At 29.1% G+C, this 21519-nt stretch carries 22 protein-coding genes; all 22 read right to left on the bottom strand.

The features are described from left to right. Positions 1-114 precede the first annotated feature (114 nt). Positions 115-1032 (bottom strand): glycosyltransferase family 2 protein, encoded by a 918-nt coding sequence (locus tag IHE43_RS06155; RefSeq protein WP_192187136.1) that lies wholly within the window; start codon positions 1030-1032, stop codon positions 115-117. Continuing rightward, a complete protein-coding gene (locus IHE43_RS06150; protein WP_192187135.1) occupies positions 1029-2123 on the bottom strand; it encodes a glycoside hydrolase family 99-like domain-containing protein in 1095 nt (364 codons plus the stop codon). Before IHE43_RS06150 ends, IHE43_RS06155 begins: the two co-directional genes overlap by 4 nt. Further along, positions 2123-3229 (bottom strand): glycosyltransferase family 4 protein, encoded by a 1107-nt coding sequence (locus tag IHE43_RS06145; protein ID WP_192187134.1) that lies wholly within the window; start codon positions 3227-3229, stop codon positions 2123-2125. The genes IHE43_RS06150 and IHE43_RS06145 overlap by 1 nt, the downstream gene beginning before the upstream one ends. Further along, positions 3229-4164, bottom strand: a complete 936-nt coding sequence (locus IHE43_RS06140) for a glycosyltransferase (RefSeq protein ID WP_192187133.1) — start codon at positions 4162-4164, stop codon at positions 3229-3231. Before IHE43_RS06140 ends, IHE43_RS06145 begins: the two co-directional genes overlap by 1 nt. Further along, positions 4130-5059, bottom strand: a complete 930-nt coding sequence (locus tag IHE43_RS06135; RefSeq protein ID WP_192187132.1) for a hypothetical protein — start codon at positions 5057-5059, stop codon at positions 4130-4132. Before IHE43_RS06135 ends, IHE43_RS06140 begins: the two co-directional genes overlap by 35 nt. Positions 5060-5064: 5 nt before the next feature. Next, on the bottom strand, positions 5065-5718 hold the full coding sequence (locus IHE43_RS06130; RefSeq protein ID WP_192187131.1) for an acetyltransferase: 654 nt from the start codon (positions 5716-5718) through the stop codon (positions 5065-5067). A gap of 4 nt (positions 5719-5722) precedes the next feature. Then, on the bottom strand, positions 5723-6355 hold the full coding sequence (locus tag IHE43_RS06125; RefSeq protein ID WP_192187130.1) for a class I SAM-dependent methyltransferase: 633 nt from the start codon (positions 6353-6355) through the stop codon (positions 5723-5725). After that, positions 6352-7050, bottom strand: a complete 699-nt coding sequence (locus tag IHE43_RS06120) for a WbqC family protein (RefSeq protein ID WP_192187129.1) — start codon at positions 7048-7050, stop codon at positions 6352-6354. Before IHE43_RS06120 ends, IHE43_RS06125 begins: the two co-directional genes overlap by 4 nt. Further along, a complete protein-coding gene (locus tag IHE43_RS06115; RefSeq protein ID WP_192187128.1) occupies positions 7050-8123 on the bottom strand; it encodes a DegT/DnrJ/EryC1/StrS aminotransferase family protein in 1074 nt (357 codons plus the stop codon). Before IHE43_RS06115 ends, IHE43_RS06120 begins: the two co-directional genes overlap by 1 nt. Next, entirely contained in the window at positions 8116-9324 is a 1209-nt protein-coding gene (locus tag IHE43_RS06110; RefSeq protein WP_225585419.1) for an ABC transporter ATP-binding protein, read from the bottom strand. The genes IHE43_RS06115 and IHE43_RS06110 overlap by 8 nt, the downstream gene beginning before the upstream one ends. 2 nt (positions 9325-9326) lie before the next feature. Then, the gene (locus IHE43_RS06105; protein ID WP_192187127.1) at positions 9327-10169 is read right to left on the bottom strand and encodes an ABC transporter permease; all 843 of its coding nucleotides are present in this window, start codon (positions 10167-10169) and stop codon (positions 9327-9329) included. 258 nt (positions 10170-10427) lie between these two features. Beyond that, the gene (locus IHE43_RS06100) at positions 10428-12395 is read right to left on the bottom strand and encodes a nucleoside-diphosphate sugar epimerase/dehydratase (protein ID WP_192187126.1); all 1968 of its coding nucleotides are present in this window, start codon (positions 12393-12395) and stop codon (positions 10428-10430) included. Between the two features lie 84 nt (positions 12396-12479). After that, complete coding sequence (rfbA, locus tag IHE43_RS06095) at positions 12480-13364, bottom strand: glucose-1-phosphate thymidylyltransferase RfbA (RefSeq protein WP_192187125.1); 885 nt, start codon at positions 13362-13364, stop codon at positions 12480-12482. A 70-nt stretch (positions 13365-13434) separates the two neighbouring features. Continuing rightward, positions 13435-14280, bottom strand: coding sequence for a dTDP-4-dehydrorhamnose reductase (gene rfbD / locus IHE43_RS06090; RefSeq protein ID WP_192187124.1), 846 nt, complete (start codon positions 14278-14280; stop codon positions 13435-13437). Further along, entirely contained in the window at positions 14280-14828 is a 549-nt protein-coding gene (rfbC, locus tag IHE43_RS06085) for a dTDP-4-dehydrorhamnose 3,5-epimerase (RefSeq protein WP_192187123.1), read from the bottom strand. Before rfbC ends, rfbD begins: the two co-directional genes overlap by 1 nt. Positions 14829-14851: 23 nt before the next feature. Then, positions 14852-15991, bottom strand: a complete 1140-nt coding sequence (locus IHE43_RS06080; protein ID WP_192187122.1) for a DegT/DnrJ/EryC1/StrS aminotransferase family protein — start codon at positions 15989-15991, stop codon at positions 14852-14854. Continuing rightward, complete coding sequence (locus tag IHE43_RS06075; protein ID WP_192187121.1) at positions 15984-16409, bottom strand: WxcM-like domain-containing protein; 426 nt, start codon at positions 16407-16409, stop codon at positions 15984-15986. The genes IHE43_RS06080 and IHE43_RS06075 overlap by 8 nt, the downstream gene beginning before the upstream one ends. A 373-nt stretch (positions 16410-16782) precedes the next feature. After that, positions 16783-17370, bottom strand: coding sequence for a hypothetical protein (locus IHE43_RS23490; protein WP_225585418.1), 588 nt, complete (start codon positions 17368-17370; stop codon positions 16783-16785). Positions 17371-17483: 113 nt separating this feature from the next. Continuing rightward, positions 17484-18317, bottom strand: a complete 834-nt coding sequence (locus IHE43_RS06065) for a glycosyltransferase (protein ID WP_192187120.1) — start codon at positions 18315-18317, stop codon at positions 17484-17486. Between the two features lie 223 nt (positions 18318-18540). Further along, positions 18541-19425 carry a hypothetical protein gene (locus IHE43_RS06060; RefSeq protein ID WP_192187119.1) on the bottom strand — a complete coding sequence of 295 codons (885 nt, stop codon included), beginning with the start codon at positions 19423-19425 and terminating at the stop codon, positions 18541-18543. A gap of 27 nt (positions 19426-19452) precedes the next feature. After that, a complete protein-coding gene (locus tag IHE43_RS06055) occupies positions 19453-20517 on the bottom strand; it encodes a hypothetical protein (protein WP_192187118.1) in 1065 nt (354 codons plus the stop codon). Between the two features lie 119 nt (positions 20518-20636). Next, on the bottom strand, positions 20637-21515 hold the full coding sequence (locus tag IHE43_RS06050; protein ID WP_192187117.1) for a glycosyltransferase family 2 protein: 879 nt from the start codon (positions 21513-21515) through the stop codon (positions 20637-20639). Positions 21516-21519: the final 4 nt, after the last annotated feature.

Genomic DNA, 21519 nt, shown 5'->3' with positions numbered 1-21519 from the left:
ACTCTGTTATTTACTACAACCTGTATAAAATAAACATTTAACAGTTCTTAAAATGCCCTTTATTATTATTAGCTACTAATATGAGAAATGAGGATTATTCATTATTCTGCTACACTAATTTAAGAATGTTAGATTGTTTTTTTTACTTTCGTTTCTTCTATTTAAAATAGCATTTTTATCTAAACTATTTAACGTTTTTATTTGTGAAATAATTTTGAAAACCAGTTTAAATCTAAATGAAAAGATAGCTTTAATAGCAAATTTATAGAGTTTTTTGTTTTCTGATTGAAATGAAAACTGATTAAAAGGATTAGAAGCCTTTAATATTACTCTTCGTTTATAAATCAATTGTAAATCTTCAAAATGAAAACTACTATTTCGTTCTTCTCTATCATGAAATAATACTACAGTTGCTAAAACTCCAACTTTAAATTGATGGAAATGTGCTCGCTCTATATAATTATCATCTTCACCATAATGGAAAAAAGAAGGATTAAACCCGCCAACTGTCTCAATACATTTACGTGATAATAACCAGCCAGCTGCATTTACGAAATTCACTAAATAAATACTCGATTTTACTTTATTCAAATAAATATCTGAATACAATCCTTTACATTTAGAAGGGATAATATAATTAGAAAAATTATAATCTAAATCTTCTCCTTTACCGTTCAAATGTATAGGGCTTACAATGCCAAACTCAGGTTCATTTTGTTGGGCAAAAATTAATTTTTCAATAGTATCGGATTTCACCCACGCATCCTGATTTAATAAAAAAACGAAATCAGCACTATTATCATATGCTTTTTTAATACCAATATTATTAGCCGCTCCGAAACCGAAATTTTTTATGCACTGTATAAATTCTACTTGAGGATAACTGGAATTTATTATTTCTTGAAAACCATCTGTAGAATTGTTATCAACGATTAAAATCTCAACCTCAATCGTACTCAGTAGCAAACTATTCAAGCATTTTTCAATCCATTTTCCAGGATTGTAGGTCACTATTACAACTACAATTTTCATAACAATGCTTCAAGATAAGATTTCCCCCATTTTTGGCATGGCTCTAAATGATTACCTTCTGCCCATTCATTCCATGCATTAATAAATACAAATGAATCATCTAAACTTTCGAAATTTTTAGGCTTCGTTTTATTTTTATACCAGTATTCGAATAATTCAGGAGTACTATTAAGCAACATAGTTGCATTTTGCCCAACTCGTCTGGAAGAATTATCCCACATTGGAGTTACTCCTGGGTAAACTCCGGTATTATTATTTTTAATATCAAAATCAATAAATTTTTTATAATCTACTTTAAGGTCTATGTTTTTGACTTTACGCTTCAATTTAAATTTTCTAAGTAATCTATTTTCAATGCGTTTTACAATTGTTTGCTTCCTTTTTTCCAATTGATTTATAAATTTCTTCATTGACTTTGATAAAGGTTGAAATTCAATTATTGCATCAAAATCAAATTCTAACATCTTCTCTTTATCCCATCCAATCCATCTTTCAAAACAGCCTAAATACAGTTCAACACCTTCCTTTGCAGCCTCTTCCCTAAAAATAGCAATTGTACTCGCCATATCTGGAAACAAATCTGGTTTATAAAAAATAAAAAAAGGTTTATTTTTTACTCTAATATATCTATCATCTTTAAAATAAGTTAACAAAAATCTAATGTGTTCCCTATCGTCAGTTTCTGAATAATTTTGTTCCAACAAAACATCTTGTAAACTACCATCCCAAGCTCTGGTCCAGTTTTCATTTGCCCAACATAGCAAAAATGGTAAATCTTCCTTTGGATTTTGCATTTTTCTATCAATTGGTTCATTTAAAACACGTTTCCCATTAAACCAATAATGATAATAGCAAAATCCATGGACTCCATATTGTTTCGCTAATGATTCCTGAGCTATACGAGTCTCTTCCAATCGTAAATCATAAAAACCTAAATCCGACGGCAAATGAGGTTGATAATGTCCCTCAAATCGTGGTTTAGCTTTAGTCACGTTAGTCCATTCAGTAAAACCTTTACCCCACCATAAATCATTTTCAGGAATGGGATGGAATTGAGGTAAGTAAATAGCTATAGGCTTTATATCACTCATTATAGCAATGCTTTTTTAAATTCGTTATAAACATATTGCTTATTTGAATGGGTTTTTAGTAAAAACTGCTTGGCGTTTTGCCCTTTTTCAGTTGTATAGATTGAATTGTCATAAAATTTTAAAATGGCATTTGCAGTTGCCGATATATCTAAAAATGGTATTATTTCTCCTCCATTGCTATTATTAATAAAATCACTACTACCACAAACTTTATCAAAACAAATTGATGGTTTAGCAAATTGAGCTGCTTCTAAAATAACTAATGGATAGGGATCTTCTCTAGACGTCAATAAAAACAAGTCAATTTCATTATAAAAAGAATCCAATTTATCTGAAGACGATTCAAAAAAAATCTTTCCATCCAGATTAGTCATTTTAATCTGACATTGTAAACGCATTAATTCTACCCCATTATTAGCTCCTTTCCATTTAAAAACAATTGAAGCATTAGGACGTTTCAAGAATAACTCGTTAGCTACCTGCAAAAACAAATCAGGACCTTTGCGCCAATCGATTGTACCACATCCTCCTATAATAAAGTTGTTTTTATTTTCTCCATCATCAAAAGGTAAAATGTTTCTATTTTCTATGAAATAAGGCATTTTAAAAATATTATTTTCTAATATATTAAACTCCTTGTATAAAAATTCTTTTACTAAGCTACTTGGAACCCAAAACTTGTCAGAACTTTTGATAACAATATCAATTGCCTTCGAAGTTGTATAGGTTTTACTTGCTACTTCAAGTTCGTGAATATAACTTATTATCTTATTTTTATAATTATTTCTTATTTTTTCTAAAATATCTCCGTTGGTTATAGTATTCGAAATTATATGATGATATTGGTTTAAAAACTTTTTATCTTCTAATAGCGATTTGGTTTTGAATAGTTTACTTTTAAGATAATTAAATTTTGTTCTTTTTTGCTGATATAGAAAGTAAGTTGGTGCTAAGTTTTTAAACTCATTTTCCAAGTCTCCACCCTTTTTTAAAAGAAAGTTTACTTCATATTCATTAAAAGTCAATAGAAGCTTTACCAAATTTAAAAGTAAAATAGGAGCCCCTGTTCTTGAAGCGTCATGTGAGATGAAAAGGATTTTTTGCATTATTTACTATATAAAATCTTTTGTTTTAATTTTAAAAGAAAATATCCAAGCCTAAATTTAAAATAATTTAAAAGATCATGTTTTTTATATAGACTTGCAATTATTAAATAAACGTTTATTTTTTTCTTTGAAAATTCTTTTGAAAATTCTTTTTTTAAAAACAGCTTATCACTGACTAGTTCAATAAACTCCAAGTGCATTTTATAAGCCTTTACCAGTGATTGATTATCCTCTTTTAAAGAACCATGTATTCCTCCAAAATGAACTCTATAAACACTCATACAGTCCTTAAGTATCATCATTTTTTTATTAGAGCGATGAAAAACAAAAAGCATCAATCCCCAATCACCAAACTTTATTTCATTAAGCCAGTGTGGTATAGGTTTTAAATATTCTGCTCTAAATAGCAAAGAACATGTAGCTGTCAAGTTATTACTGATATAATCTTGAATTATTTTTGTCGTATTTTCATTTATATTTGGAAACAAATATTCTGTATTACTAATTTCGTTTACTTCATTAGCTACATGTGTACACATTGAATAGTCAGGGTTATTCTCTAGAAAATTAACCTGTTTTTGGAGTTTTAATGGATCTGTCCAAAAGTCATCTCCTTCTAATATAGCAATGTATTTTGCTTCACTTTCAAGACATGCTTTAAAGATTTGTCTGGCATTTAAATTTGCACCTATATTTTTTTCATTTAAAAACAATTCTATTTTATTAGGATACTTCTCTTTAAGTCTTAAACAAATTTCTCTAGTATTATCAGTAGAACAATCTTCTCCTATAAATAATTTGGATTTAAAATTAGTACTTTGATTCATTACTGATTCGACAGCTTCCTCAATAAAAAGCTCATGATTATAAGTAATCATATAAATTGCAATGAAAGGTGTATTATTTAATTGCATATCCAAAACCTTCTTTTCCAAAATCATTTCCATTATACAACATATATATAAACCCTTCATGCTTAAATACATGACAATATTCCATCATATGGTCATCCCATGCTGAATCTGACAGCTCAATACCAGTATCTTCATATTTTTTTTTCCAGACAATACCATCCGAAGATAAAGCTAATCCCAGTTTGTAACCATCTAAAGCTGAAATTCTATATTGATTTGTTTTTCTATATGAAAAGTACATTTTGTAAATATCATTTTGTTTAAAAACACATGGTCTTCCCAGGGCTTGGGCTCTTTCATCATAATCTACACTAATACTACCATTTCTATTCCAATTAATTCCATCGTTAGATTCTGCATATTTAATGTGATATGATGGCTCTGGATAATTATTAATCATCTCCCAACCGGTACAAGATATATACCACATTTTCCAAATATTATTTTCAATGATTACAAATGGTGCTGTATTAAAATAGGGTTCATTTATATTCCTGTCACAAATTGGTCCTTCACTATATCGTTTAAAAGAAAGACCATTATCATCACTTATAGCAAGCCCTATAGAAAGTCTGTAAGAAACAGTAACTTGTGGATTCCAACCTATATAGTACATATATAATTGATTCTTATTCTTTATTAAACAGGAAGGCATAATTCCGCTGTCATCAAAACTACCCAGCCTTCCTAGTTCTAAAATAGGACCAACAACCTCTCCGGTAAGTTTGATATTTCCTTCACTTATAATTGCATCTATATAATAAGGAAGCGATTTACCATTTTCATTTCTGGAACTAAAGTAAATCTTGAAAATATTTTTTTCAATATGATATGCGAAAGGTATAGATGCATGAGACTTAATAAATTGATTTCTGTAATCATCTACCTTAAAAACTAATCCTTTCTTAATCCACATAATTATTATAGCTTTTTTGTTGAAATTTCGGACTTAACTGCTGGATTTCCCTTATACATAGACCATGATTCTGTATTCTTAATAATACTCGCTGACATTGCTACAAAAGTTCCCTCTGCAATTTTCACTCCATCTCTGATTGTAGAATTTACTCCTAAAGTACAATAACTTTCAACTTCACAATGACCTGAAAGTACAACATGAGATGTAAACATAACATGATCTTTTATAACACTATGATGCCCAATATGGTTGCCACTCCATAAAATAACATTATTTCCAATTGATGTAAAAGGCTGAATTGTATTGTTTTCTAAAATAAAGCAATTATCTCCTATCGAATTATTAAATAAAGTTGCCTTACTACTTACATAACTAATCAATTCATATCCTTTTGCCTTAATATTATTATAAACATTTTCTCTAAGTTTATTCATTTTTTGTGGTGCCATTGGAGCAAAAAATTTATAATCTATTGGAGAGTATATTTTTTCAATATTTTCAAATGGTATAATAGGTAAATCATGAAAAAAATTATTCTCTGGCAAATAATCTTTATTAACACTAAAAGCAACAACTTCGTGTTCTGAATCATTTTCAAGATAATAATGAGCTAGCTCAGCAAAATCCTGAATTCCAAAAATTATAACTTTTGCCATATTTTCATTTTTTAAAAACATAGACTGTATACTCATACAATCCATAATCATTTCTAATAATATAATTTCTCGTAAGATTTGCACATAAAAAACTACTTAGTATATCATGTGAAACATGAAATAAATCTTCTCGTTCCCAATCTACATTCTTTGACATTACATTAAAAGCAAAACCGTTATTACATTTTTCATAAATAACAGTAATCATTTTTGTAAAATAATTCCACATTTCATCATAAGACAATTCTCTTTTCTCAGTAAAAACACCGTTCATTACGACATAATCAAAATTGCCAATACTATCTTTAGAATCCAATATATCAATACAGTAAAAAGAATTATCTGGGTATTTCTTTTTTGCTACATCAATAAATTTTTGAGAAATATCTAAACCGGAATAAATTATATTTTTTTTATTATTCCTATGAACAAAATCTAGAAGATGACCAGTTCCACAACCAAAATCTAATAAAGATACCTTACGATCACTTTCTTCATTTAATTTTATAATATCTAGCATTATTTTATAACGAGTATCAACATCTTCTAACTTTGGCCAATCAACCCCCAAGTGATTATCTCCATGTTTGTCCAAACATCTTTCATAATGTGCTATTATTTTATTATATTCTTTCATATCAGCTCACATTGATTTAAAAAATCTTTTATTCTTTCTGGTGAATTAAACATCATAACATCAATTATTGATAAATGAGGAATAAACACTTCTTTAAATTGAGAATAATTAACTGGATTTGATTTAATGAAACTTAATGAAATATTATTTTTTAAAAATAATTCTTCATCATATAATGTCAAACCTCCAATAGCATTAATATAAGTAGTAGCATCAAGTTTTTTGCAGATTTCAATAATTTTGTTTTGACTCTTTAAATATTTATTTTTATTTAAATCTGAAGAAATTAATATTTCAGTTTCTATAGAAAGAAAATTGCAAATTTTCTGTAAAGAATAAACTATTAATTTAGATACATTTATTTCATTATGCTCGACTATATTTTTAATTATTGGAAAAACATTTTCAAAAAAAGGAGCCTTTGCATAAGCGAATCTTATTGTTTTTAATAAATCTGCTTTCCAGTGTGAGTTCTCATCAATCTCTATCTCATTAATTAATCTATTTTGGCTAGCTCCTTTTAAGTCAATACTAAATAGAAATTGCTTTTTATTAACCAAAATGTTATTTCTATTTATCCAGCCTTTTTTTATAAAATTAACATCATCATAAATCACAAAAGTGTCAACAGCATTTATTAATTGGAAATAACCAATGTAAGGAAAAAAGTAGGGTTGCATTATAGCTACTTTCATTACAAATTTTCATTTATTAAGGAAACTATTTTTTCCAATTCAGGAGTAGATAAGCCTACAAATAAAGGCAAGCATAATATTCGTTCTGCGATACTTTCAGAAATTGGCATTACTTCTCCTTTTACGTATTCAATAGTATTCAAAGAAGGGTAAAAATAACGTCTTGGAAAAATTTCATTTTCATTTAGTTTTTTCTCAATTCTCAAAAGTTGCTCATCAGTTTGACATATAATTGGATAATAACTGTAGTTCCAAACGGTATTTTTTCTAATTTTTAAAGTCTGAATTTGTGATAAATTTAAATTCGAATTATAAAAATCGACTATATTTTTTCTTTCAAAAATTATTTCGTTCATATATGGCAGTACACTTAACCCCATGGCTGCTTGTAATTCGGAAATTTTCCCATTAATACCTAATCCATGAAACGCTAAGGCTCCGTTGTGTCCGAAATTATGACTATAGAAAAATTTATGATGTAAATCTGGATTCTTAGTAAATATAGCTCCTCCTTCACCAGTATGAAATAACTTCGTAGCATGAAAACTGCAAGTACTTACGTCACCGTAATCAAAAATAGACTTATCATAATATCTTACCCCAAAACAATGAGCTGCATCATAAATGACTTTTAAATTATGTTTTTTTGCGATTATCTCAATTGCATTAACATTACATGGATTTCCAAAAACATGTGTTGCTAATATTGCTGTGGTTTTGGATGTGATTGCTTCTTCAATTTTTGTTTCATCAATTGTTAAAAATTCCGGATGAATATCGACAAAAACTGGTTTACAGCTTTCCCACACTATTGCTGCTGTAGTAGCTACATAAGAAAAAGGCGTTGTAATGATTTCACCTCCCTTTCCTAATATTTTTAACGCAATTTGAAGTGGTACAGTACCGTTATTAGCAATAATAATGTTTGAAACTTCTAAATGGTTCTTTAGTTTTTCTTCGAGTTCCAAAACCAGCTCCCCACGATTCGTCAGCCATTGGTTGTCCCAAGCACGTTGGAGTTGCTTATGATATTCTTCAATGGGTGGTAAAAAAGTTTTGGTAACGTTAATCATTAGTTTTTCCATTAATTTGCCAATCTGCTTCTAAATGAAATGGAACCCACATTTCAGTTTCACTTTCAATTTGAAAAGCATCGACATTATTTATTCGCAATATGGGGGATTTATTTTCAAAATGATTCACTGATAAATCGTAGCTATAAATTCCCTGAGCAAATAAAACTTTAGGTATTTTTATCTTTACAAATAATTTATCATTGATAATTTCATAGCTCATTTTTTCATTAAAAACACCTGCAATTGGACGTTGTTCCTTATCTCTAAACTCTATATAAATTAAAGGAACATTTAAACTCTCTTCTTTAAACTCCATTTCTAATTCAATAAGTAAATCATCTCCTCTTTGCAAAGTTGTATTATTATTATTATTATTATTATTATTTATAGAGTGCTTAGTCAAGCTAACAGTTCCATCATCGAACATTATATTCTGTTCATTAGAATTAAATCGATTATAATAAGAATTTATTCCTTTACTAACTTCTTTTCCCTGAAAAACAGCTGTCCCTTTCTCCATCAACATAATTTGATTTGACACCCTTGCAACCATAGGCATTGAATGAGATACAAAAACTACTGCTGTATGAGGTAATAACTTATCTATTTGCTTAAAACATTTCAAAATAAACCCTAAATCTCCAACTGCCAAAACTTCATCAATAATGAGTACATCTGGCTGCATCTGTGCTGCTATTGCAAAACCCAAACGTACTTTCATTCCAGAACTGTAGTTTTGTACAGGCATATTTATAAATTCTTCAATCTCAGCAAAAGCTACAATTTCATCAAATTTGGCTTCTATTTCTTGTTTACTAAAACCTATTATTGCTGCATTGTTGTAAATATTCTCTCTGCCAGTAAGTATCGGATTAAAGCCTGCTCCTAATTCTATTAAAGCGCCTACTTTACCGTACATTGTAACACTTCCCTCATCAGGAGCAATCAAACCATTTAATATTTTCAACAGGGTACTTTTTCCAGCACCATTATGTCCTATAAGTCCTAGACATTCGCCACGACAAATTTCAAAACTAATATCTTTTACCGCCCAAAATTCGTCTTTTCGCAACGATTTATCTTGTTTTTTTTTTGTGATACCGCTAAAAACATCAGACAGCCCATATAACAAACTTTTTTTAAGATCTTTAGCAAATTTCTTAGAAACATGGTCTACTTTTATCAATACTTCTCCCATAATTAACTCATTCTTTCGGTTAGTATTGGTATTGAAACTCGATATACGACTAAAGCTACAATACTCAAAATCCCTGTTACTAGTATACTAAGACACCAAAAAACAGGATTTTCTATGCTATAACCGGTCAGTACATTACGCAAATCTGTAATAATATAACTCAAAGGGTTCAATTGCATTATCTTTCGCATTATGCCTTCAGGAGGCATAGCATATACTACGGGGGTAGCATACATTAAAAATTGCAAACCTATGGGTATCAAACGATTAATATCGCTATATAATAAACTTATTGGCATTAACAAAGTTCCAATGGCAACAAAAAAAACAATTGATAAAAACAAAAGGGGAATAAAAAAAAGAATTTCGATAGAAGGAGTTATTTTAAAGAAAATTAAAAATAGGATTATCAATCCTATTTTAATTAAAAAATTAAAGAAAAATTTAATTAATCCAAGTGTAATTAGAGCTTCTTTATCAAAATTTATCTTTGTGATTATAGATTTGTTTGCATTTACACTTTGTGTTGTTAAGTTAATGCATTCACCAATTATGCCCCATAATGTAGTTCCTATAAGTACAAAAGCAGGATAAGGTACATTCGTTGCTGTCGTCTGGATAGTTCCCGATGATTGCAAAAATATCCATACTAAAGAATTTATTAATACCGGAAAAATAGCCCAAAAAACGCCCAAAAAAGATTGACGATATTGTGCTTTTATATCTCGCTTAGCTAATTGATTAGCCAAATAAAAGGAACTTTGATATCCTTTTAAACTGGCTTTTATTACTTCCAAAAAACTATAACTATTGGAACTGGTATAAATATGTTTTTCTAGATTCATTTTTAATTACCTGGTTATCTCGAAAAAAAAGTAATTCGAATTTTCTGTGGTATCTATTTTATGTTTACAAATTCAATTTCAAAGTATATTTTAAGGTCAAACATAATGTAATTCTCCCATTAAATCATCACTAAAGAAATCCAAATATCTTAATTAATAAGATTTTTAGTCGTTAAATAATTTCTTAAAAAACAAAAAGGCGCTTTTACAAAACACCTTTTACTATCATTAATTTGAATTAAAATATAACTCTTATTTTTATTTATCCAAAACTTCAAAAGCAGAATTCATGCTTTTAAATTCAGGAACTATTTTTTTCATTTTGGCCACAATATCATCATTATCGTAGAAATCGGCAATACCAATAAGTTCATCTACCTCAGTATGCAAATTTTCATATTCATCCTGAATTTCCTGTGCTATCATGATTTTGTTATGATACGTTGGTAACGTTTTAGAAGTATCATTTAATAATTCTTCATAAAGTTTTTCACCCGGTCGTAAACCTACAATTTTTATTTTGATCTCTTTATCAGGAATAAAACCTGCCAATTTGATCATTTTTTTAGCCAAATCTATAATTTTTACCGGCTTACCCATGTCAAATATATAGATCTCGCCTCCATTACCCATTGCTCCCGCTTCTAAAACTAGTTGACAAGCTTCAGGGATTGTCATAAAATAACGAATAATATCCTGATGGGTTATGGTAACTGGCCCGCCTTCGGCAATTTGTTTGGTAAATAATGGAACAACCGATCCGTTTGAGCCTAAGACATTTCCAAAACGGGTTGTAATAAATTTTGTGGCTCCTCCATTATTTTCACGTTGATTTTTCAGGAAAAGAGATTGAACATATTTCTCTGCAATACGCTTACTGGCTCCCATAACATTACTTGGATTCACTGCCTTATCTGTCGAAACCATCACAAATTTCTTGACATGGTATTTACAAGATAAGTCAGCCAGATTTTTAGTTCCTTTTATATTTGTCAGAATGGCCTGCGAAGGGTTTTCTTCCATTAAAGGAACATGTTTATAAGCGGCGGCATGAAAAACAACATGGGGATTGTAATTTTTGAATACTTTTTCTAGTGCTTTTTTACTCCTGACATCAGCAACTACTGCGACTATTTTAGTTTCAGAATTCATCGCGTAAGTTTCTAAACATAAATTATGCAATGGTGTTTCGGCATGATCTAAAATAATTACAACTTTAGGATTAAATCCAAGAACTTGTCTTACTATTTCACTTCCAATAGATCCTGCCGCTCCGGTAATAAGAATTGTTTTATCTTTTAATTGTTTAGAAATTGACTTGCTGTCTAAGACAATAGGTTTTCTTTCTAATAAATCTTCAATCTGAATATTTTTTACTTTCTGAGAAATTTCTTTTTGATTTTCCCAATCCGAAATTAACGGAACAGTATATACTCTATAATTAAATTCTAAACATTGATCAACAATTATTAATTGTTCTTCTTTAGATAAACTTTTATCAGCTATAATTACACCTTCTGCAGCTACTGAACGCATTAAGGCTGGCAGTTTTTTTCGGAGAATCAAAATTGGCAAATCCAGCATTCGCTTTGAAGCATTTTGGTTGTTTTTATCTACAAATCCAACAATCTTAAATCGGGATGGTGTTTCGAATTTCAATGCATTTGCTACCGAAATAGCATTAGCATCAGTTCCGTAAATCACTGTTCTGATAAGTTTTGTGCTTGCTTTTTCTGAAAAATACAATTCAAAAGTTTGCTTTACGATTACACGATATAAGAACAAACCGCAAAATGATAAAACCAAATTAATGAAAAGGGCAGTATTTAAAAATGCTTTATGCCCTGTATATAATTCAAAAACGAGATTAAAAAACAAGAAAAACACCAAAACAGACATTTGGGAAAATAGCAACTTTATAGCATCAATATACGAAGAGTGCCTAATGATTCCAGAATAAGTTCTAAATAACCAAAAGAAAAAGATATTTACAATTAATAGACTGCCTACAAAATAGAAATCATGTGAAGTAATAATATATCCTAATGCTGTACCTTCAAACAGCATATATGTAAAAGTAAAAGAAAATGCCAAAACCATTACGTCTATAGCAACAATTATCCACCTAGGCAAATAACTGAGGTTATTAATATGCGCCCTCAGATTCCTTGGGGAGAACGAATTATGCAACAAATCGGCTACTTTGGTCTGTTTATCTGTATTCAATTGGGTTGATTTTGATTCTGCAAAATATGTATGTCTTACAAAAATACAAATTAAAGGTTTAAAAAAATTATTTCTATAAGCAAATTAAAATTTAACACCTTTTCGCTTCTGTTTTAGAAATTCTATTAAGTATGATCCATATCCTGATTTCACTAAAGGCAATGCGAGCCCTTCCAGTTGTTCATCATTTATGAACCCTTGTCTCCAGGCAATTTCTTCAATACAACCAACTTTCAAACCTTGCCTCTCCTCTAAAACCTGAACAAATTGCCCTGCCTGCATCAGGCTATTAAAAGTTCCTGTGTCTAACCAGGCAGTTCCTCTGCTTAAAATACCAACTTTCAAGGCTTCTTTTTCTAAATATACTTTATTAACATCAGTTATTTCATATTCACCACGTGCACTTGGCTTAATATTTTTTGCTATTTCTACAACCGAATTATCATAAAAATATAACCCTGGCACAGCATAACTTGATTTAGGCTCTTCTGGTTTCTCTTCAATAGAAATAGCCTTAAGATTTTCATCAAACTCTACAACACCGTATCTTTCAGGATCTGAAACATGATAAGCAAAAACAACTCCGCCTTGTGGCTTTGTATTTGATTTTAATAATTCCTGCATATTCGATCCAAAAAATATATTATCTCCCAATATCAAAGCAACATCATCATTTCCAATAAATTCTTCACCAATTACGAATGCTTGTGCCAAACCATTAGGGATAGCTTGTTCTGCATAACTAAATTTACATCCGAGAGTAGATCCATCACCTAATAATTTCTTGAAATTTGGCAAATCATGTGGAGTAGAAATAATCAATATTTCATTAATACCGGCCATCATTAAGGTAGATAATGGATAATAAATCATTGGTTTATCATAAACCGGCATCATTTGTTTACTCATGGCAAGTGTTAACGGGTGCAAACGGGTGCCAGAACCTCCTGCTAATATAATTCCTTTCATCTGTTTTAATTTTAGATTTTAGATTTTAGATTTCTCAAATTGAAACCTGAAATCCTAATATGATCTTTATTTATATAAATATTTTTTTTAAACTTTCTTTATAATTTGGAATATCTAAGTTATAAACGTCTCTAATTTTTTTCTTATCTAATAATGAAAATTCCGGACGCTTTGCAGGAGTTGGATAAGATACTGATGGAATTCCACCAACATTACAATCGTACCTCCCTAATTCTTTTATTGCCAACGCAAACTCATACCAGCTTATTTCACCTTCATTTGAATAATTATAAATCCCGGGGATCCAGTTGGAAGATTCGATTATATCAATCATCGCCTGTGCTAAATCAGCAGCATATGTTGGCGAGCCTATTTGATCATTTACAACATTAATCGAATCTCTTTCCTGCATCAGGCGCTGCATTGTTTTTACGAAGTTATTTCCAAATTTGCTGTAGACCCACGAAGTCCTGAGAATAATTGAATCTGAATTTTCTCTTAAACAGGCAATTTCACCAGCTCTTTTACTTTCTCCATAAACATTTATTGGGTTAGTTTCTGCTTCTTCATCTAAAGCAATTGATGAAGTACCATCAAAAACATAATCGGTAGAAACATGAATTAGTTTTACGTTATTTTCTGATGCGTATTTTGCAATTAATTCTACCGCCAAATGATTTATTGTAAATGCGAGCTTTTTTTCAGTTTCAGCCTTATCAACTGCAGTATAAGCACCGCCATTTAAAATTATATCTGGTTTAATTTCATTTAATTGAATATTAAGTAGTTCTAAATTATCCAAAGTAATTTTAGTTCTATCTCCAAAAAACCATTCATATTGCGGATATTGAGTTGATAAAACAGCTAATTCAGAACCTAGCTGACCACTAGCACCTGTAACAAGTATTTTTCCCATTAAAACAGACTATTACAATTTTCAATAAAAGGAAGTATTTGATCTTTTTCAGAAACGATTGCTTCCTCCAAATTCATGCCCCAATCAATATTTAATGATGGATCATCAAATTTGATTCCGCCTTCAGAAGCTTTATTATAGAATTGATCACATTTATACATTACAGAAGCTGTTTCACTAATCACTGAAAAACCATGAGCGAAACCTTGAGGAACCAGAAGTTGTTTTTTGTTTTCTGCCGACAGTAATACACTAAATGATTTTCCATAAGTAGGCGAATCTTTTCTCAAATCTACCGCTACGTCAATAATTTCACCTTCTAAAACACGAACTAATTTAGTTTGTGCGAACGGAGGATTTTGATAATGGAGACCTCTTAATGTTCCTTTCTTAGAAAAGGACTGATTATCTTGTACAAATTCAATATCTATACCTAAATCAGTAAATTTTGTTTTGCTGTAGGCTTCAAAAAAATAACCTCTTTCGTCTCCAAAAACAGTAGGTTCTACAACTACTAAATCTTTTATAAATGTTTCTTCAATTTTCATATTACAATATAATTCTTATCTAATTATTTAAAGAAATTTACGAGTATTTCTTTAATTCTATTTTTATCTTCTTTGCTTAAATTTGATCCTGATGGAAGACATAAGCCTCTTCCAAAAATTTCTTCAGCTACTTTATTGCCATAATATGGATATTTTTCAAAAATGGGCTGCAAATGCATTGGTTTCCAAACTGGCCTTGTTTCGATGTTTCCTTTTTCAAAAACCAATCGTAAATCTTCTTTAGTTTTATTATTTGTAAAATTTGATTGTATTAAAATGGTATTTAACCAATAATTTGAAAAATAATCTTCATTTAAAACTTCGAAAAGCTGAACATTATCTATGGATTGCAAAATATCCTTATAAAAAAAGTGGTTCTCACGCCTTGCCTCTACATTAGAATGAAGTGCCTTCATTTGTCCAAGCCCAATACCTGCACAAATATTACTCATTCTGTAATTATATCCAATCTCACTATGCTGGTAATGAACTGCATGATCTCTGGACTGGGTAGCGTAAAAAATTGCTTTCTCTTTTAAATCTTGGTTTTTCGAAATTAAAGCTCCTCCACTTGACGTTGTAATTATTTTATTTCCATTAAAAGACAGTATACCGTAATCACCAAAATTTCCGCATTTTTTTCCTTTGTAATAACTTCCAAAAGCCTCAGCAGCATCTTCAATGATTGGAATATTATATCGATCTGCAATAGCATGAATCTCATCAACCTTATACGGATTACCATATAAATGTACCGCAATAATCGCTTTAGGTTTTTTACCTTTTTTGATCCTGTCTTTTATTGCTATTTCAAGATATTCAGGACAAATATTCCAGGTTTCAGGCTCACTATCCACAAAAACAGGTTTTGCACCTTGATATAAAATTGGATTGGCTGAAGCCGAAAATGTCATTGTTTGACAAATAACTTCATCACCAGATGTAACTCCTAATAAAATTAATGCTAAATGAATGGCTGATGTTCCAGAATTTAATGCTGTTACAAATGTTTCTTCATCATAATAATTTTCGATTTCATTTTCAAATTCATCAACATTTGGCCCACCAGAAGTTATCCAATTTGTATCTAATGCCTTCTGAACATATTCTCGCTCAAAGCCACTTTGTTGAGATAATGATAAATAAATTCTTTTGTCATCCATTTATATTCCAATAATCTGAAGGATAACGAACGTCATCATTACTTACATCTGATAAAGGCAAAGTAGAAAACGAAATTAATTTTGAATTACTTTCTAACGATTCTATAGCATTTGCATAACCTACCGGAATATGAACTATTTTACTATCGGATTCAGATACAAAGATAGTTTCAATAGTCAAATCTTTTGAAGGATTCTCCCAATTATCAACTTTTACAAAATGAATTTTAAATGATCCATTTAAACAATAAAAATTTTTAGCATCTAATTTATGACCTTGCCAGGCACGAATTCGATTCTCATCAGAATTACTGATGATGTAAAATCTTTCTATTTCTTTAAAAGAAAAATCATTTACATACGAAATCGTTCCGCGATGATCAGAGAAATTACCTCCCTGAATTATTTTTGGATTCATGCCTTTAATTTTAAATTGCTTTTATTCAACAAATAAAATTTAAGCGTATATAATAAAAGTAATGGTGAAACTACAATTAAAATAAGCACTATATGGTTTACCTTTTGATATAAAAAGATAACAAAAACTGATACCGCAGTTTGAACGATTGCATAATATAGAGACACCAAACGATGTTGTATTTTATATTCATTACTTAAAACTTGATATAAATGCAGACGATGTGCCTCAAAAATATTTTGTTTTAGGTATAGTCGATGCATAATTGTACAAACTGCATCAACACCATAAACTGCCAAAAACAATAGCCAAACAATAGAATTTGTTATTAAAATAAGCTTTAAAACTAAGTAGATTATCCAAAAGGCAATAGCTATACTTCCAACGTCTCCGGCAAAACACTTAGCCTTTTTCTATAATTAAAGAATAGAAAAATAAGACTTGCAATCATTCCGTATTTGATAAAATTCCCATCAATAAATAATTGCAATTTGGTATTTACATACAGTAAAGCTCCAAGAACGGTTAAAGTATATAAGCCTGTTATTCCATTTATGCCATCCATGAAATTGTAGGCATTAATCAATCCTATTGCTAAAATGTAAGCTATTACTACTCCCCAAATTGGAACCAAATTAAACAGTTCCAAATTGTAAAATATTAAAGTAATAGATAAAAAGTGAACTGAAATTCGGATTTTATTTGATAAACTCTGAATATCATCCCAAAAACTGACTAAGCTTAAAAGAGTAATTCCAGTAAAAAAAAAGTGATTATTTTGATAATGTTGTATATAATACAAGAAGGCAGAAAACCAAAATATAATTCCTCCACCTCGTAACGTTATTTCTGTATGAGAACTTCTTTGATTGGGTTTATCTATGATATTAAAATGATTTGCAACTTTAAAATAAAGTAGCATGAGTATCATCAAAATAATTCCTAATGTTATATATTGCATTATATGTTTAAAAAACTTTTGATTATTTTATTTTTTTCTACTTCCTAAAATTCTAAAGCATCGCAATATGTTTTTAAATTTTAGAAAATTATCCCTTATTAATAAATAAACAGTTAACGTTGATTTTTGTTTATTTTTATGTTATCAATAGTTTGGCGATTTATAAGAACTCTTTTTCGATCAAAAAACCAACCCCACTTATTATAATAGTAAAATGCAGAATTAAAATACATTTTTAAATTTGCTAACGTTAAAAAAGATTTAAACAAATGATCGTGATAAACAAATTGATTAGGATAAAATATTGTTTTAAAACCTGCATCATAACATCTTCTGGTTATATCTAAATCTTCCATGTGCATAAAAAAATTTTCATCAAAACCATGAATCTCTTCTAAAGCCTTTACTCTAAAAACCATAAAACACCCTGATAAATACGGAACTTCCATAATAGTGTTATAACCACTAAATCTTAATTCAAATTTTTCAGAAATCTTTCTCTTTAATTTCCTAAAAGGCAAAAAACGCCTAACAAAAAAAACAAAAGGACTTGGAATTAATTTGGCCAAGTATTGAATTTCTCCATTTGGATACAATATTTTAGGCATCACCAAACCAACATTTTGATTCATATCCATAAACCTAATAATATCTTCTATTACTCCAGATGAATAATAGATATCCGGATTTAATATTAAATGATATTTTGTATGAGTGGAGTATTTTCTAATTGCAATATTATGAGAACTTCCATATCCTGGATTAGAAGGATTATGAATATACTCAACTCTAAAATCATTAATGATATTTGACAAAATATCTAGAGGTGAATTATCTATTAAAACTAGTTTAACTTTTAATTTTGTATTGAGAAAGCTATTAATAGCTTCTAAAAGTTGTTGTTTATTGTTGTTATATATTACCAGGCTACAAACTATATCATACATTTCCTAATCGATTACTTGAAAAATTAATAAATTGTTTTTTTAACTTTTTTCCACCAAGAGCTAACTTAATATTAACTATTAAAACTTAAAAAACAGTTGTTTAAATACTCATAATTAACTGAACATAAAAACAAGAAAACATAATGTTTCTTTCAATATTATATTGCGAGCTCTTTTCTTTTAACTGAAATTTATTGTATTAATCAAAATTAATAAAACAATTTCATTCATTAATCCGATATAAATTTCGATTAAAAAAATAAGTTATTAATATTTTAATTCTGATAAAAAATTGCAACAAGTAAGCAAATGCTAACTTAAATTGTAATTTAAAAGTAAATACTATAAACGCTCCAAATGTTCTTATAAGATATTCAGGAATAAATCCATAAAGACGATACTTAAAAATAATATAGGCAAACCCATTGCTATAACTTTCAAATCTTTTGATTATTTTAGCAAATTTTGTATTTTTATAAGCAGCTATCTTTTTAGGGTGATACGTATAAATATTATTTATAAAAACAAATTGTTCTCCTGTATTAAATAATTTTATAAACAAATCGATATCTTCACTACTCCCATAAATTGCCCCAACACCTAATTTCTCGTCAAAAATAATTTTACTTTTCAATTTATCATACAATATTATTTGATTTGGCGAACCAATTAATTGATGATCCAATGGTGTCAAAATTTTACCATCAGGAGTACGTTTTCCAAAATATAAATCTTGACTGCCCTCATTAAAAATAGGAGTTATATAACATTTATCAGTTTTTAAAATTTGAAAGAAGTTCAGAAAAAAAAAATCATCAAAACTAGAATCATCATCTGGAAACATTATATATTCAGAAGAAATATTTTTATCACTTAAATAACGTAATGCTATATTTCTAGCTTTAGAAAGTCCCATTTTTACTTCATTAATAAAAACTATGGACAAGGAGGAATCACGTGTAGGCTGATATGAAATTTCACACTCTTGCGATACAACAAGCAACAACACTTTTATATTTTTAACGTTTCTATTAACACTATCAATCAATTTGAAAATATTCAATTCATTTTGATGTGTCGCAATCATTACAAGGTTAAAATCAACCATTTGAAGAAAAAAATTATTAAAAAAAAATTAAGAAGATACTTTTAATCTAAAATCCCAGTTCGAAATTATATTGAAAAATTTCTCAATACATTTAAGAGCGAAAATAGTTAGAAAAATTCTATAAAACCCAGCAACTAACATAACCCAATCAAAGTATTGGAGCATATAATACAATTGAGTTATTATCCCTACCAAAAGATATATGTTATCACTATTCCGTACCCAAAAATAGTACAGTAGAGAAAGGAATAAAATGGTTAAGATACATCCAAAAAAAAGATTAGTTTCGACATAAAAATAAGTTGGTAAGGTCATATTCATAGACATATATTTGTCAATGATACTTAATTCATCATTTCCTAAAAAAATAGGGCGATGGTACTGATTTGGATTTACATCTAATTCGAATAAGTTAAGAGGCGATACTTCATTAAAAGATTGTTGCAATTGATTAATAATTCCATATTTTTTATCATAAAGAGTATAATTCATTGTCTTATCATTTATTGCATCTATTGGTATTGAAGCCAGTTCCACCATTGAGATACGTCCAACAAGCAATTTAGTAACACTAGATTGATCTACGCTACTTCTTACATTTGTCGCATAATAAAACATAATTGGAGAAACGATACATAAAAAAAGAACAATTTTTCTCATCTTTTCTTTAGCTTTCAAATTATTTTCAAATATCGAAAGGCAAATAAATATTATTAAAACAAAAATAATTGCTGAACGACTTCCGGCAAATGTCAATAACAACACATATAGTAGAATAGCAACAACAACAAATTTTATGTTTTTTTGCATAAAAAGAAATAATGCTAAACCTACAGTTGCATCAAAAAAAAGTAAAAGATATGAAACAAATGTTCCATTTGTAGCTCCTTCTAAGATATCTTCGTATGCAGTTCCCTTTATAGTATAACCCAATAAACAAATAGTAATTAAATAAAATTTAAAACTATGATTGTATTTGGGTGGTATGGGAGTTTTCTTGTTAGGCAGAAATTGAATAACAGCTATAGTACCTAATATTGAAATTACATTTATTGAAATCCCTTTAATGATACTAGCTGAGCCATATTCCATCTGGGAGAATAAATTCACGAATCCAAAAAAATGATAATAGATCAATGGAAAAATAAAATGCAATATTAGATAAAACATTAGAATACTGGTATAAACTCTCCTCATAAATGTTTTGATTACTACAATTTAATTCTCAAAAAACATAGAATTATTCCTGCTAAAGATTTTAGCTTGATGGAATATTTATTATTTTTAATTGACTTTAAGTACTCTCCTTGAGCCTCTTTAAACATTTTTAATTTATGATATATTATTGCTGAACTTAAAGCTCTTGTTATAAGCGCCTTTGAAATTTCATTTTCACTTAACAAATACTTATACTTTTCAAAAAGTCTTTCTTCTCTAAGAATTTGCTTTTCTGATACAGATATATTATTTCCAATCCAATAAGCACCTAAGGTTTCATTTATAAATTTAAATTTATTAGTTACAAATGATGCTCTGAGCCAATAATCTGAATCTTCAACTGCTATTAATTCTTTGTCTTCAGAAATAAAACCTATCTTGTCAATAATTTCTTTTTTAATAATTACACTTGAATTTGGAATTCCATTACTATTTATTAGCAAATCTTTCGTTATGTTTCCATACAGTTCACGTCCAAATACTTTTCCTTTTATTTTATCAGGTGAATAATATTTATCCAAATTATGATATGCTAAATCGTAGTCTTTTAAATTAGCTAACGCTACTTCCAATTTATTAGTGTACCACCAATCGTCAGAATCCAGAAAAGCAATTACATTTCCTTTAGCTTCTTTTATTCCGCTATTTCTAGGCCTTGCCGGACCTCCAAAATTATTCTGGTGTATGTAGTTAATTGTTAGTAAATCTGAATATCGCTGTACAATTTCGTAAGTATTATCAGTAGAACCGTCATCGCATACCACAACCTCAAAATCCTTGAAAGTTTGATTTTGTAATGATTTCAAGCATCGATCCAAATCATTTGCTCGATTATAAGTAGGTACTATTACGGAAACATAAAAATCCTTCATAAAT

The sequence above is a fragment of the Flavobacterium sp. MDT1-60 genome (assembly GCF_014844035.1).
Classification (GTDB): domain Bacteria; phylum Bacteroidota; class Bacteroidia; order Flavobacteriales; family Flavobacteriaceae; genus Flavobacterium.
This window is presented reverse-complemented; position numbering and strand designations above follow the sequence as displayed.